The organism is Vibrio sp. TBV020 (genome assembly GCF_046056895.1).
GTDB lineage: Bacteria > Pseudomonadota > Gammaproteobacteria > Enterobacterales > Vibrionaceae > Vibrio.
Genome location: NZ_JBEEAQ010000001.1, coordinates 283,739 through 298,525, shown reverse-complemented (window position 1 = coordinate 298,525; position 14,787 = coordinate 283,739). Strand labels below are relative to the sequence as shown.

Here is a 14,787-nt window from a genome sequence, read left to right as displayed (position 1 = left end):
CGCTTGCCTCTTGTCAGGGGGAACGAGCATTAACGCCTCAAAACGAATATCTATTTCATAAGTGCATCGGTAATTTGTAGGCCGTAAATAGCGAATAAACCAATCGCACCCGTTACCAATAAGTAATACATGGTAGGGATAATGGTTTTTCTCAGCGTTGCACCTTCACGGCCCAATAGACCAACCGTCGCTGAAGCGGCAACAACGTTGTGGATAGCAATCATATTACCTGCTGCTGCACCGACCGCTTGTAGAGCGACAACAACCGCACTTGAAATCGTTAGTGTTTGTGCGACTTCAAATTGGAATTGGCTAAACATCATGTTTGATACTGTGTTTGAGCCAGCAATGAATGCTCCCAATGCACCAACGGTTGCACTTAAAGCAGGGAATGCGTCACCAACAAGACCGGCAGCAAAATTTGCAGTTGTTACTGGCATGCTGGCTAAATCGGCAGCGTTAATACCCGAGTTGATGAAAATACGGACCATTGGAATCGTGAACACAAGTACGAAGCCCGCACCAATAAGTGTTTTGCTTGATTCTCCAAATGCTTTTGCCAGTGGAGTCACGCTTCGTGATTGAAGTAGCACTGCAATCAGTGCGACAAACACTAAGATGCCACCCGGTAGGTATAGAGGCTGAATAGCGGTACTGATACCAGCTTCACCAAGAATGTTGCCAAATGACAAGCTAACGCTGCGCAGAGCTGCTTTAAAATCTGCACTTACACGGCTAGCGACTAGAACCACGGCAAGTAGTACATAAGGTAGCCAAGCTAAAGCCATGCTCATAGGTTTGGATTTACTATCATCAAGGTCGATCTTTAATGAACCTAACCACTCTGCTGGCCATTTATTCTCGTCTTCAAAGTCCCAAGTTGATTTTGGCACTAGGAAACCACGTTTTGCCGCAGACACTACGACAGCAAGGCCCACTAAACCGCCAATTAAAGATGGGAACTCAGCACCTAGGAATACGCCGGTCAGTGCGTAAGGGATGGTGAAAGATAAACCAGCAAAGATAGCAAATGGTAGGATGTCTAGGCCTTCAGTCCAGCTCTTATTCTTACCAAAGAATCGAGTAAGCATCATTGCCATTAGAACAGGGATTAACGTACCAACGCTTGCGTGGATAAGTGCAACACTAGAAGTGATTTGTTGCAGATATGCGTCCCAGCTTGAACCGTTAGCAAGAAGTGCTTCACCAATGTTGTGTGTATCAAGGCCTTTATTCACACCGACAATAATAGGAGTACCTACTGCACCGAATGAAACAGGTGTAGATTGGATCATCATACCCATAAGTACAGCAGCAAGCGCCGGAAAGCCGATAGCTACAAGCAGCGGAGCCGCAATGGCAGCCGGAGTACCAAACCCAGAAGCGCCCTCAATAAAAGAGCCAAAACACCAAGCAATAATGATGGCTTGAACTCGGCGATCTGGAGAAATATTAGTGAACCCGTTTCTAATTGTCGAAATTGCGCCCGTGTGCTTGAGAGTGTTAAGCAAAAAGATGGCACCGAATACAATCCAAAGTACTGAAACGGTAATTCCTAGTCCTTGGAAAATGGACGCGATAACGCGAGTTGTCGACATGTCCCAAGAAAATAGGGCGATGATGACAGTGAGTCCAAAAGCGACAGGCATCGCTTTTTTGGCTGGCCAATTAAGGCCAACGAGTAATATGGCTGCCACCACAATCGGTGAGAAAGCCACTAGGGCAAGTATTGTTTCACTCATTGGTATGTCCTTTACATTCTTCAAACTGGACTCTACGGAGTCTCTTGGAATTTATAGATGTGACGTCTTTGTTAATTTGCGGTGAATTTACCCCTTTATTTTTTATTGATATAGGGAAATAATGAAAATAATTAATTCCAAAAATGACATAATCAATGCGTGCTGATGACTTAATCCTATTTTCTCAAGTTGTTGAGATGGGCAGTTTTAGTAAGGTAGCTGAGATAAATAGCCTTACAAATTCGGTAGTTAGCAAAAGAATTGCAAGGCTCGAAGAAGAAATTGGAGTTCAGCTATTATATCGAACTACGCGTAAATTGACGTTAACCGAAGCGGGTAAGGCGCTCACTCACGGCGCCAAAAATGTGAAGCAAGCCACTCAGGAGGCTATGGATGCAGTTTCAGGCTTTGGTGAAAATGTCAGCGGTCACATCAAAATGTCAGTTCCTACTATTTCCGGAGACTTGATTCTAGCTGATGCCGTCGCTGAGTTTTGTAACCTTCACCCTGGCTTGTCAGTGGATATGTCGCTCGACAATCGCTTCGTTGATCTGGTTGATGGTGGATATGACTTAGTTATTCGCACCGGATATCTCGAAGACTCCAGTTTGATCGCAAGGCATATTTTAGACTCTCAGTGGGTTGTGTGCGCTTCACCTGCTTATATTGCAAGAAATGGAAAACCGAATGAGCCCCAAGACCTTGTTCTGCATAACTGCTTGCAATACGCCTATCAAACCACAGGTGCAAGTGAGTGGGAATTTAAATCGGCTCGGGGAAACTATATTGTCAAAGTCGCGGGCTCATTTTCAACTGACAATGCGACGGCATTGAGAAAAGCAGCGCTCGGTGGACATGGCGTCGCTTACGTACCGCGTTGTTTGGTTTACCATGATATTCGTAATGGGCAGTTAGTTGATCTGTTTCCAGAACAAGTAGGAAAGCGACTTGGTATATATGCCGTTTACCCGTTCACGAGACAACCACCGAATAAGGTCAAGTTATTAATAGAGCACATTCGCACACGATACTTGGCTATTTCTCATTATTTCTAGTTTACGTGTAATAGACAAGAAAATGCCGATGCTTCCATGCATCGGCATTGAGTCGGCGGCCAAACCAACGTTTATAAGTTTAGGACAAGGTTACCTACGCTGCTTCAGTTTCTTCATCCAGATCGAATGAGGCTGCAATCAGCTTTCTGGTGTAATCACTTTGAGGGTTATGGAATATTTCCTCAGATGTACCTTGTTCCATGACTTCTCCTTTCTGCATAACGAGAACTCGGTCGGACAATGCTTTTACCACGCTAAGGTCGTGACTGATAAACAGGAAGCCAATGTTATGCTTTTTCTGAATGTCTTTAAGTAAGTCAATAACCGTTAGCTGAACTGAGCGGTCAAGCGCAGAGGTTGGTTCATCAAGCAAAATGAATGATGGCTCTAGTATAAGAGCACGCGCGATGGCGATACGTTGTCTTTGTCCTCCAGAGAACTCATGCGGATAACGATTGATCGAATGAGGGTCTAAGCGGACTTCTTCAAGTGCTTTTCGTGCTCTTGCCATACGTTCTTGACGGCTCAAATGAGGCTGGTGGACAGTCAACGCTTCAGTAATGATGTCCCCGACAGTCATGCGAGGGGATAGGGAACCGTAAGGGTCTTGAAACACCATTTGAACATCTTTTTTGAGCTCAAAACGTTGCTTCTCTGACAGATCCGACAGATCTTGCCCCTTAAACTGAATGCGTCCAGTAGAAGGAAGTAAACCGATCAGCGCACGGCCGAGTGTTGACTTACCTGAGCCCGATTCGCCAACAATACCTAAAGTCTCTCCTTGTTTTAGCTCTAAGGAGATTCCTTTGACGGCTTCAAAGTACTGGTTTCGGTTTGGCAAAAAGTGCGACTTAATAAGAAACTTAACGCGAATGTCGTCAGCTTGAAGTAAAGCCGGAGCATGTTCACTAATTGGATCTTTACTGCCTTTCGGAATCGAATTAATCAGCATCTGTGTGTATTCATGCTGGGGGTTGGCAAACAATGTGTCGCATTGGCCTTGCTCAACAACATCCCCTTTACACATTACGATAACGCGATCTGCTAGGTGCTTAACGACGCCCAAATCATGGGTGATGAACAAGATAGACATGCCCATCTTGGCTTGGATCTCTTTAATTAGATTGAGCACTTCAGCTTGGACTGTAACGTCTAGGGCAGTGGTAGGTTCGTCAGCGATTAGAATATCTGGCTCATTGATTAGTGCCATAGCAATCATGATTCTCTGAAGCTGACCGCCGGAAAACTCATGAGGGTATTTGGTATAGGCTTGCTCGGGATTTGGCAGATGTACAAGATCGAACAGTTCTAGCACCTTACTCTTCGCTTGTGAGCGCGTCACGTTGCGGTGGCACATGATCGCTTCAGCAACTTGAATACCAACACGCATAAATGGATTTAGCGACGTCATCGGCTCTTGGAAAATCATCCCAATTCGGTCTCCACGGATAGACTGCATCGCTTTTTCAGGAAGATCGAGAAGCGATTGATTTTCGAATTCAATGCTCGACTGGGAATGTACGATAGCGTTGTTTGGTAACAGCTGCATTAAGGCATTAGTCGAAACAGATTTACCGCTTCCAGATTCTCCAACGATAGCAAGTGTTTCTCCTTGCAATAAATCGAAACTGACGTCCTTTACTGCATCGACAATACCATCATTAGTGGTAAAGCTCACCGACAGGTTTTTAACCGATAAAATGGTCGTCTGTGACATGTTATTTCCTTATTAATTTATTATCTGTGACTGTTCCATGACAGCGTTATGTTGTTTTAATGTCGAAAAGTAATGGTGCGCCTTTTGTACATCCTCGAACTCCAACATCCATTGTGCGCTTCTTTGGGCACTACAGAATGCCCCTATATGTCGTAATAGGTCTTCGCATTGATTGTGAATAATGTGCTGTGTGGCGTGTACCAAGTCGAAGGTTTCAATGGATATGAACTGAAGCTGAGCATAAGTTTGGTTAAGCAAATCAAAGGCTTGTTTGTGCTGACCCATTTTATTTAGGATCTCTGATTGTGAGACAGCAGCGTCACGTAGCCCGGTGACTAAGCAGCTAAATTGGCAAGGCTTAGTATTCTCGTCATTGACAGCACTTTGGAGATGGGAAGGAAGGTGGTTCAGCACTTGATCATAAAGATAATGCGCTTCTGGCCAATGCCCTTGTTCTAACAACTGTTCTGCTTTCAGGTAATGTGTCCAGCACTGTTGTAAATCCATGTCCATATACTCCACTAACGAATTAAGGCTATATTTAAATGCAATTCATTAACCAATGCAAATGGTTATCATTTAATTGTTTGCAATTTGTCGTAAATGAACAAAAAGTAATCACTTGAACCTGAATTGGCTGTAAGTCACTAAAATATAAATAAAACTGGCCTAAACTAGTCCTTATAGAGTATTCAACACAAGGATAGAGTGATGACAATTCAAAGACTTGAAGCCAGTCAGCTATACCTACCAGCTGAGCTAGAAAAATTAGAAAGCAAGTCGACAAAAGAGTTACCGCCTATCGACGAAATTGTCGGCCAAGAGCGGGCTCAAAAAGCGGTCGAGTTTGCAATGTCGATCAAAGAGAAAGGCTACAATATTTACGCAATAGGCCAGAATGGATTAGGTAAGCGGACGATGATTCTGCGCTATCTAAATCGCCATCAGCACGATGCAGAGGCGTTGTTCGACTGGTGTTATGTGGCCAATTTTGAAGATATTCGTACGCCTAGAGTATTAAAACTTCCTTGTGGTATTGGTAGTAAACTCAAGCAGGACATTGAGAAGTTGATGTCAAAGCTGGTCAATGCGATGCCTCTAGCATTTGATAATGAGCTCTACTTCAGCCGAGCGGACAAGCTGAAAAATCAATTGGCAGCAAAACAAGAAGCAGAGCTAGCGGTTATCACTAAAGAAGCCAAAACCAAAGGCATCAGCTTAACGATCACTACTCAGGGTGATTACCAGTTTGTCGCGATGAACGGCGAAGAGCTGCATAGTGAAGAAACGTTTGATGAGCTGAGTAAAAAAGAACAAGAGTACTTCGGTAGCGCCATTGACGAACTTGAAGTGCAACTTCGAACTATGGTTAGACAGTTAACCGAGTGGGAAGAAACCTACAGCGAGAAGATTAAAAAGCTTAATGATGACGTGACACTAGATGTGATTACTCACTTTATTAAGCAGCTCAAAAAGGATTACTCTGGCTATCCAGCGATCAAAACCTATCTTACTGAACTACAAGCCGATATCGTTGAAAATGCCGACATTTTCCTAGAACAAAGCGCAGAACAAGGTGAGGCAGCAACGGCGTCATTAGATAAGAAACTACCACGTAGATATAAGGTTAACGTTTTAGTAAGCCGTAAAAATGAAGAGTTCCCAATTGTTGTCGAGGAAAACCCTAACTACCATACGCTCTTTGGTTATATTGAAACAGCAACCTTTAAAGGCACTGTGTTTACTGACTTCTCGCTGATTCGTCCAGGAAGCTTACACAAAGCCAATGGTGGCGTGCTGTTGATGGATGCACAGAAGGTATTAGAACAACCGTATGTATGGGATGGGCTTAAGCGTGCGTTAAGAGCGAGGCAGCTTAGTTTCACTTCTCTAGAAAAAGAGGTGACGTTAACGGGGACAGTATCGCTTGATCCTGAGGCTATTCCGCTAGATGTAAAAATCATCTTGTTTGGTGACTACCGTACGTATCAATTACTGCAGCACTATGATCCAGAGTTTAGCGAACTGTTTAGAGTAACGGCTGACTTTGAAGATGAAATGAAGCGCGATGCTGATTCAGAGCTTCAATACGCGAAGTTTATCTCGAGTGTGGTCAACGACAACAATATGCTTCATTGTGATCGCAAGGCTATCGCTCGCATTATTGAGCACAGTTCTCGATTAGCAGGGGATCAGAACAAGATTTCTCTGCACTCCGCAAACATTGCGAACTTGCTGAGAGAGTCCAATTACGTCGCTAAGCAAGCAAACTCCAATATGATTCGTTCTAGTCACGTTGAAGAAGCGCTAGCTAACCAAGAAATGCGTATCAGCCGCTTGAAAGATAGCGTGATGGAAGGCTTTGTAAATGGCACGACGCTTATCCATACGCAAGGTGAAGCGATCGGCCAAGTGAATGCTCTTTCAGTATTGAGTACTAGCGAATATATGTTTGGTGCGCCAAACCGAATTACAGCAACGACTTGTTACGGAGATGGGGAAGTCATTGATATCGAGCGCAGTGTAGATTTAGGGGGCAGCATCCACTCGAAAGGGGTGATGATTTTAAGTGCTTATCTATCTTCCGTGTTTGGCAAAACAGCGAAAGTCCCGTTGAGTACGACCATTACTTTTGAGCAATCATATGGTGGTGTAGATGGCGATAGTGCGAGTATGGCTGAGTTCTGTGCTGTCGTTTCAGCATTCTCTAAACAACCTAACCGTCAAGATATTGCGATTACGGGTTCAATGAACCAGTTTGGTGAATCACAGCCTATTGGTGGCGTAAATGAGAAGATCGAAGGCTTCTTCGATGTATGTGGCATCAAGGGTCGCAATGAGAACCAAGGTGTTATCATTCCGCGCTCTAACATGCACAACTTAATGCTGCGTCCTGATATTGTGAAAGCGGTAGAGAAAGGCGAATTCAATATATGGGCTATTGATCATGTCACTGAAGCCATCGAACTCTTTACTGGTAAGTCTGCCGGCACTCCAAGTGATGAAGGTAGCTATCCAATCGATACAGTCTATGGCATTGCTCAGGCTAAGTTGAATGCATTGAGAAAATAATCAACTCATAAAAATAGCCCCTTAATCGGGGCTATTTTATTTCAGGCTTTAAAACTCAATAATCTCGTTGCCAGATAGGCGTTTGTTGGCAAATGCTTCGACGTTACTCAGTGTTGTTTCTGCAATGTTGCCTAACGCTTCATTGGTTAAGAAAGCTTGGTGACCAGTAAACAATACGTTGTGACAAGCAGAGAGTCGGCGGAATACATCATCAACGATAACGTCATTCGACTTATCTTGGAAGAATAGCTCTTTTTCGTGTTCATAAACATCAAGACCCAGAGCGCCGATACGGCCTTTTTTCAGCGCTTCCACGGCAGCTGCCGAGTCTAACAAACCACCACGGCTGGTATTGACGATCATTACACCATCTTTCATCTGTTCGAACGCAGCTTCATCAAGTAGGTGATAATTCTCTTTAAACATCGGGCAGTGCAGGGTGATGATATCACTTTGTTTAAAGATTTCTTCTTTAGAGCAATAGGTTGCGCCCATTTCGATGGCGAGCGGGTTCTCGTATGGGTCATGACATAAAATGTTCATCCCTAAACCCTTGAGGATACGCATGGTTGCAATACCAATTTTACCCGTACCTATGACACCGACCGTTTTGCCGTAAAAGTTAAAGCCAACCAACCCTTCAAGATTAAAGTTCGCATCACGCGTGCGTTGGTAGGCTTTGTGGAAACGGCGGTTTAGGCTCATCATCAGGCCAACTGTATGCTCAGCTACAGATTCTGGAGAGTAGGCAGGAACACGTACCACTTGAATACCCAGCGCTTTTGCTGCTTCTAAATCGACACGATCGAACCCGGCACATCGCATGGCAATGAGCTCGACCCCTTGTTCTGCCAATGCTTGTAAGACATCTTTGGATAGATCGTCATTTACGAACGCGCAAACCACTTGGCTTCCATGCGCCATCTTGGCTGTTTTCTTATTAAGTGGAAATTCATGGAAATGGAGATTGAACCCATGCTCTTTGTTCACTTTTGAAAAGGACACTTCATCGTACGATTTAGAACTGAATACCGCGACATCTATCATATAAACCTCTCAAAGATAGTGGGGAGAGTAACCCCTTTATTGAATACTTAATTTTGACAAAAATAAACCATGAATTACCAAGGGCTATTTAAGCCTTGGAATGAACTAACCCTCTGATCTATATTGAGTCATACTTTTCATATGATTTAAGCGTTCACATGATCAAATTAGCTCCATTAAAAACGGATTTTCTTAAAGACGTGACTAAATTGTCGGTCGCAGAACAACAGTTGCCTTATGTGGGTACGATTGATGAAGTGTTAATTAATGCTGACGAAAATACTCATCCACATATTGTACTCGTTGGTGAGCAGGTTATCGGCATATTTCTCATCGATATGCTTTATGGGCAGTCATATGAATTTGCGGAATTGGGAAGCCTAGGGTTTCGAGCATTTTTAATCGATCAGCATCAACAGGGGAAAGGCTACGGGGCTCAAGTTATGAGTCGATTGCGAGAGTATTTGACGATGCATTATCCAAACCATCATTCAATTTATCTCACCGTTAACTGTAAAAATACACACGCATATCGGTGTTATGCTAACAATGGGTTTCACGACACCAATGAGTTTTATATGGGTGGTGTTGCTGGCCCACAGCATATTATGTTGATGAAGCTATAGGCATCAGGAAAATTTCAATTACTTGAGATGACTAATTTGTTATTACCTCTTAAGTATTACTAATTTCATATCATTGTTACACAAAACGTAAAAATCCCTGCTACGTTGAATTTATAAAATATAAAAGTCGATTATATGTAACCGCTTATTTAATAGGGTTTTTATGGTCGATAGTTAATTATAAATTTGGCTAGGTAAATAACTATGTTGGTAACGAAACTTAAAGACGTCTCCATTGCTGCAAGGGCATGGTCAATTCTTGGGCTGTTTGCAGTCAGCTTACTTACGAATACTTTCTTAAATATCGATGCATCTCGCCAACATATGAGGGAGAACTATGAACGTGGCGTTGAAACCATGGTCGAAAGTGCGTTAGGGGTCATCAAGCATTATTATCAGCAGAGCCAAAGTGGTGCATTAACAGAAGGGGTAGCTCAAGCCAGAGCATTAGAAACGATAACGGCTATGCGTTTTGATGGCGACAACTACATCTTTGTTGGTGACAAAGAAGGTTATCAGCTTTCCACAGGGGTCTTGTCGCTACTTGGTACCAACATCATGGACTTGCAGGACAGTAATGGTCAGTACTTTGTACAGAACCTTTATCAAAAGGCACAAAGTGGTGGAGGTTTTGTTGATTATTATTGGAGAAATCCAGATAAAGAAACGTTAGACCCTAAAACCAGTTACGCGATCATGTTTGAACCTTGGGGGTGGATGGTAGGCTCGGGCATGAATATGGACGCACTACAGTCGGTAACTCAGCGATCAGAAATCACCTCACTCAGCTATGCAGCCGGTATTTTAATAGTGTTGTCTATTGTGGTCGGTTATTTTATCAAGACGATTACGTCACCACTTAAACGAACGATTAGAGCGATGAAAGTGTTGGCTCAAGGGGAAGGCGACTTAACGCAACGATTGCCTGAAGAGGGCAGTAAAGAGCTTATCTATCTGTCTCGTTATTTCAATCAGTTCGTTAAGTCTATCCAGTCTATTATGCTTAATATTAATGATGCAGGTGCTCAAGTATCGTCATCAGCAGTGCAGTTATCCCATTCAGTACATCACATTGATGACAGCTTGAATCAGCAACAAGCAGACGTTGATATGTTAGCTACGGCTATGACTGAAATGCTCGCTACCGTTGAAGAAGTGGCAGGGAGAACGTCAGAAGCAAATGATGCGAGCTGCTTAGCTGCGAAAGAAACGCAAAACAGTCGTAATATTATCCAAAAAAATGTTGATGAGGCGAATCTGCTGTCTGAGCAAATCGGTGCAGCGAGTGAAGCAGTTCAACAGCTTGCGACTGATGCTCGAAATGTTGATACGGTATTGGAAGTTATACGTGGTGTTGCTGAGCAAACTAATCTGCTTGCGTTAAATGCGGCAATAGAAGCGGCGCGAGCGGGAGAACAAGGGCGAGGTTTTGCGGTCGTTGCTGATGAGGTACGTACCTTGTCACAGCGGACTCAAGAGTCAACATTAGAGATTCAAAGCATTGTCGAAAGGCTCCAAGTTGGTGCTCAAAATGTGGTTGTTGTGATGGATCAAGGTGCAAGTAAAGCGTACCAAGCAGCAGAGCTGTCTAGTCAAGCTGGTGACACGCTAACGCAAATTGACCAAGAAGTGCAAAAAATACAAGAGATGGCGCAGCATATTGCCACGGCCGCAGAGCAGCAAACGGTGACGGTGAATGATATTAATCGAAATGTGGTGAGTCTAAGTGATATGGCGTCATCTGTGTCCGGTGAATCGTCGCAAATGGCAAGCTCTGGGCGAGAGCTAAGGTCAGTCTCGGAAAATCTTGTCAGCATGATACGTAAGTTTAAGTTGGCTTAGCGTATTCAATAGGCAATCTAATTGGAATCCGCGAGTCCGCTAGTGTTAGAATCGCAGCAAATTTTCTGACTGAATGATTCATGAGACATCTAAAGACCACGGTTCACCCTGACATTGAACACTTAGACGATAAGGTTATCTTTAAACGTAATGCAGCTCGCGCTATTGTCGTTGACGGCGAAGATATCCTATTGCTGTATACCGAGCGCTACCACGACTATACGATTCCTGGTGGTGGTTTAGATGAAGGTGAAGATATCATTGCCGGAATGGTCAGAGAGTTGGAAGAAGAAACCGGTGCAAAGAATATTCACGGCATCAAACCTTTTGGCATCTTTGAGGAGTTCCGTCCGTGGTACAAAGATAACGCGGACGTGATGCACATGATCTCTTACTGCTATACATGTAAAATCGATCGTGAACTAGGTGAAACAAACTACGAAGATTACGAGATAAAGAATGGTATGAAAGCGGTTTGGATGAATATTCATGATGCTATTGCGCACAATGAAAAAACCATGGCTGAAAGCGATAAGAAGGGCATGAGTATTGAGCGAGAAACTTATCTGTTGCACCTGATAGCGAAAGAAATGATTTAAATAAAAGCCAGCGATTACCGCTGGCTTTTTCTATTTTATCAGACGTAAAACATTGTTCGCTTGGGGGAAATAGACGCTGAATTCGTGTTTATCGCTGATCTTAGATCGATCTCGAGCGTAGTCTAAATGTTCGTTAGCTAAAAAGAGCAGCTTTTCTACTGGAGTATCTTTTGACGGATCATAAGCGACTGCACCAAATCTAAGTGTCGCGGGAATATCGATGCTGAGCTCAAAGTGTTCAATTATGCGTTCACAGATGAGCTTTGCTTCATTGTTACCCGTGTCGGGCATGATCAAAAAGAAGTTATCATTCTCGCCACGAGCTAGTAAGTCGGACTTGCGGATAAAGTCTTGAGTTGCGCTGGCAAAAGTTTGCAACACATGGTTACCTGCGTCATAGCCATGATGCTTATTGATTTCATCTAACTCTTTAATATTCACTTTGAGTAGTAGAGCCGATGCTCGTGTTCTTTGACAGTGGGCGATAATTCTATCGACCTCATCCACGAAAGTAGAGTAGGTATAGAGATCCGTTAGACTGTCTTTTACTTCCATTAAAGAAGCGTAGCGTTTGATGTCTTCTAGTTCTTTATGATGTAAGCAATCGATAATGAGCATAATATCTAACTGCAAACGTCGGGTTAGAAGGTCAATCGCCTCTGGTGACTGTACGCAATCAGAATAGCGATTAATGATTAAGCGTTTAAATTCAAAGGCAATGATTGAATATAGGCTTAGGGATACATTTTGATTGGCAAGTTTCAGTGCGTGAGCGGAAATGCTATCAATATACTTCTGATCAAGCTTTTGATTAAACAGAATATCAAAGTATTGTTCCATTGCTTGATGGACAGCAAAATGCCCTAAAACCTGACTGATATTGTCATTTTTATCGAAGTGGCGAAGTAAGGCAGAGTAGATCTCTGAACGTAACTCTTGTTCTTCACGGAGGGGAAGTTTGGACTTCCATTGATGGTGTGTTTCAGAGCTTAAAGAAAGCATCTCTAAGCGTTCATTCAGCTCTATTTGGCCAAATTCAAACAACCCGTTAGATTGAATCATATCAAAATCCATTTGAAGCACATGAATCTCAGCATAGCATCCTGTTTATTGGCTGTAAAATAGTTCCAAAGTTTGTATGGAATGTAAGCGGAGATTAAATTGCTTCACAGAAAGTGCTTAGGGCTTCTATACTTTTCCAAGTAATTGAATTATTAATATATTGTCTGACAGCACGGAAACGACTGAGGGAATAGGATATGAAAATGTGGCGACAGATTGCTTTATGTGGGTTAGTGGCCTCCGGTGTAACGTTTGGGTCCTATGCAGCAGTCATAGAGACAACAACGCTTGTCGGGTTTGGTGAAGCTAAATACGCTGAAGGATTCACACATTTTGACTACGTAAACCCTGACGCGCCTAAATATGGCAAGGTGACCTACGGTCGTGTCGGCACTTATGACAACTTCAACCGTTTTGCTTCTCGTGGAGTAGCTGCAGCTGCAACCGGTGAAATCTATGACACGCTCATGTTCTCACCAAGCGATGAAATTGACGCTTACTATCCCTTAATTGCCGAGCGAGTACGTTATTCAGATGACTTTTCTTGGTTAGAGTTAGACATTAACCCCAAAGCGCGTTTCCATGATGGTACCCCAATAACTGCTCATGATGTTGCCTTTACCTTTGATAAATTTATGACCGAAGGTGTTCCACAATATCGTGTTTACTACCAAGACATTAAATCGGTCACTGCAAAAGATGATCGAACGGTTCGTATCGATATGGCGAAACCAAACAGAGAAAAGATGTTTAGTTTTGCCCAAGGAACTCGCGTTTTGCCAAAGCATTTTTGGCAGGATAAAAGTTTATCAGAGCCCTTATCAACACCACCAGTTGGCAGTTCTGCATATCAGATTACCGATTACAAGTCGGGTCAAAGTGTCACTTATTCGCTGGTGAAAGATTACTGGGCCGCTGATTTGCCAGTGAATATTGGTCGCAACAATTTCGAACAGGTTCAATACGATTATTACCGTGATGACACAGTCATGCTTGAGGCGTTTAAAGCGGGTGAATTTGATTTCCGCCTAGAGAACTCTGCTAAGTTTTGGGCCAATTCATATACTGGGGTGAACTTTGACAAAGGCTACATCTCAAAAAGTGAAATCCCTCACCAAAAGCCAGAAAACACTCAGGCATTTGTGTTTAACACCAAACGAGACAAGTTCAGCGATCCTAAAGTTCGTGAGGCACTAACCTACGCTATGGACTTTGAATGGATGAACAAGAACATGTTCTACGGTCAATATAGTCGCACTCGTAGTTACTTCCAAAACACGGATTATGAAGCGAAGGGGACACCATCAGTTGAAGAACAAAAAGTCCTTGCGCCATTTAAAGAACAACTACCGCCGCGCCTTTACACTGATGAGTATCAGCCACCTGTGACTGACGGATCTGGTCGTATTAGAGCTCAGATGCGCACAGCATTTAAGTTGCTCAAAGAAGCGGGTTGGGAATTGAACAATAAAGTCATGACCAACAAAACTACCGGAGAAGCTCTCTCTTTTGAACTGCTGATCTATAGCCCAACGACAGAGCGTATCGCGATCCCTGTACAGAAGAATCTAAAGCGTATGGGTATTGATATGAAGATCCGCACCGTAGATACCACTCAGTACATTAAGCGCTTAAGAGACAGAGACTTTGATATGGTTTCTTCAGCATATAGCGCTAATCCTTATCCAAGCCCTAATTTGATGATTGCGTGGAACTCGAACTACTTAGATTCTACTTATAACACGGCGGGCGTGACGGACCCTGTTGTTGACTTCTTAACGATGGAAATTTCCAAGAAGCAGCAAGATCCGGAGGCGCTTTTAACTCTTGGTCGAGCACTTGACCGCGTGCTTCAATGGAATTTCTACATTATCCCTCAGTGGCATGTCGGTGAATATCGTGTTGCGATGTGGGACAAATTCGAGCGTCCAGAAATCTTACCAAAGTACGATCTTGGCTTAGACACTTGGTGGGTTTCTAAAGAGAAAGCTCAGGCCCTTCCTGAAAAACGTCGTTAAAGAGGAT

The 14,787-nt window shown here is 43.3% G+C and carries 11 protein-coding genes; 6 read left to right on the top strand and 5 right to left on the bottom strand.

Features of this window, described 5'->3' with window-relative positions:
* Positions 1–50: 50 nt before the first annotated feature.
* Positions 51–1,742, bottom strand: coding sequence for an L-lactate permease (locus AAFX28_RS01285; RefSeq protein ID WP_408684915.1), 1,692 nt, complete (start codon positions 1,740–1,742; stop codon positions 51–53).
* Between the two features lie 155 nt (positions 1,743–1,897).
* Between AAFX28_RS01285 and AAFX28_RS01280 the strand changes: the two genes are divergently transcribed.
* Positions 1,898–2,797: a LysR family transcriptional regulator gene (locus tag AAFX28_RS01280; RefSeq protein ID WP_408684913.1), complete on the top strand. Its 900-nt coding sequence runs from the start codon at positions 1,898–1,900 to the stop codon at positions 2,795–2,797.
* 94 nt (positions 2,798–2,891) lie between these two features.
* Here the strand turns inward: AAFX28_RS01280 and AAFX28_RS01275 are convergent, their stop codons facing one another.
* Positions 2,892–4,514 carry an ABC transporter ATP-binding protein gene (locus AAFX28_RS01275; RefSeq protein ID WP_408684911.1) on the bottom strand — a complete coding sequence of 541 codons (1,623 nt, stop codon included), beginning with the start codon at positions 4,512–4,514 and terminating at the stop codon, positions 2,892–2,894.
* 12 nt (positions 4,515–4,526) lie between these two features.
* Positions 4,527–5,021, bottom strand: a complete 495-nt coding sequence (locus tag AAFX28_RS01270; protein ID WP_408684909.1) for a hypothetical protein — start codon at positions 5,019–5,021, stop codon at positions 4,527–4,529.
* A 204-nt stretch (positions 5,022–5,225) separates the two neighbouring features.
* Between AAFX28_RS01270 and AAFX28_RS01265 the strand changes: the two genes are divergently transcribed.
* Positions 5,226–7,586, top strand: a complete 2,361-nt coding sequence (locus tag AAFX28_RS01265) for a Lon protease family protein (protein ID WP_408684907.1) — start codon at positions 5,226–5,228, stop codon at positions 7,584–7,586.
* Between the two features lie 48 nt (positions 7,587–7,634).
* On the opposite strand, the gene AAFX28_RS01260 is transcribed toward AAFX28_RS01265, so the two are convergent.
* The gene (locus AAFX28_RS01260; protein WP_408684905.1) at positions 7,635–8,633 is read right to left on the bottom strand and encodes a 2-hydroxyacid dehydrogenase; all 999 of its coding nucleotides are present in this window, start codon (positions 8,631–8,633) and stop codon (positions 7,635–7,637) included.
* A 158-nt stretch (positions 8,634–8,791) separates the two neighbouring features.
* Between AAFX28_RS01260 and AAFX28_RS01255 the strand changes: the two genes are divergently transcribed.
* From AAFX28_RS01255 to AAFX28_RS01245, 3 genes are all read left to right on the top strand, one after another.
* On the top strand, positions 8,792–9,259 hold the full coding sequence (locus tag AAFX28_RS01255) for a GNAT family N-acetyltransferase (protein ID WP_408684903.1): 468 nt from the start codon (positions 8,792–8,794) through the stop codon (positions 9,257–9,259).
* 204 nt (positions 9,260–9,463) lie between these two features.
* Positions 9,464–11,101 (top strand): methyl-accepting chemotaxis protein, encoded by a 1,638-nt coding sequence (locus AAFX28_RS01250; protein WP_408684902.1) that lies wholly within the window; start codon positions 9,464–9,466, stop codon positions 11,099–11,101.
* Between the two features lie 80 nt (positions 11,102–11,181).
* Positions 11,182–11,700, top strand: a complete 519-nt coding sequence (locus tag AAFX28_RS01245; protein ID WP_408684900.1) for an NUDIX hydrolase — start codon at positions 11,182–11,184, stop codon at positions 11,698–11,700.
* A 30-nt stretch (positions 11,701–11,730) separates the two neighbouring features.
* Here the strand turns inward: AAFX28_RS01245 and AAFX28_RS01240 are convergent, their stop codons facing one another.
* A complete protein-coding gene (locus AAFX28_RS01240; RefSeq protein ID WP_408684899.1) occupies positions 11,731–12,762 on the bottom strand; it encodes a GGDEF domain-containing protein in 1,032 nt (343 codons plus the stop codon).
* 203 nt (positions 12,763–12,965) lie between these two features.
* Here AAFX28_RS01240 and AAFX28_RS01235 point away from each other — a divergent pair, with 203 nt between their 5' ends.
* Positions 12,966–14,780, top strand: a complete 1,815-nt coding sequence (locus AAFX28_RS01235; RefSeq protein ID WP_408686793.1) for an extracellular solute-binding protein — start codon at positions 12,966–12,968, stop codon at positions 14,778–14,780.
* Positions 14,781–14,787: the final 7 nt, after the last annotated feature.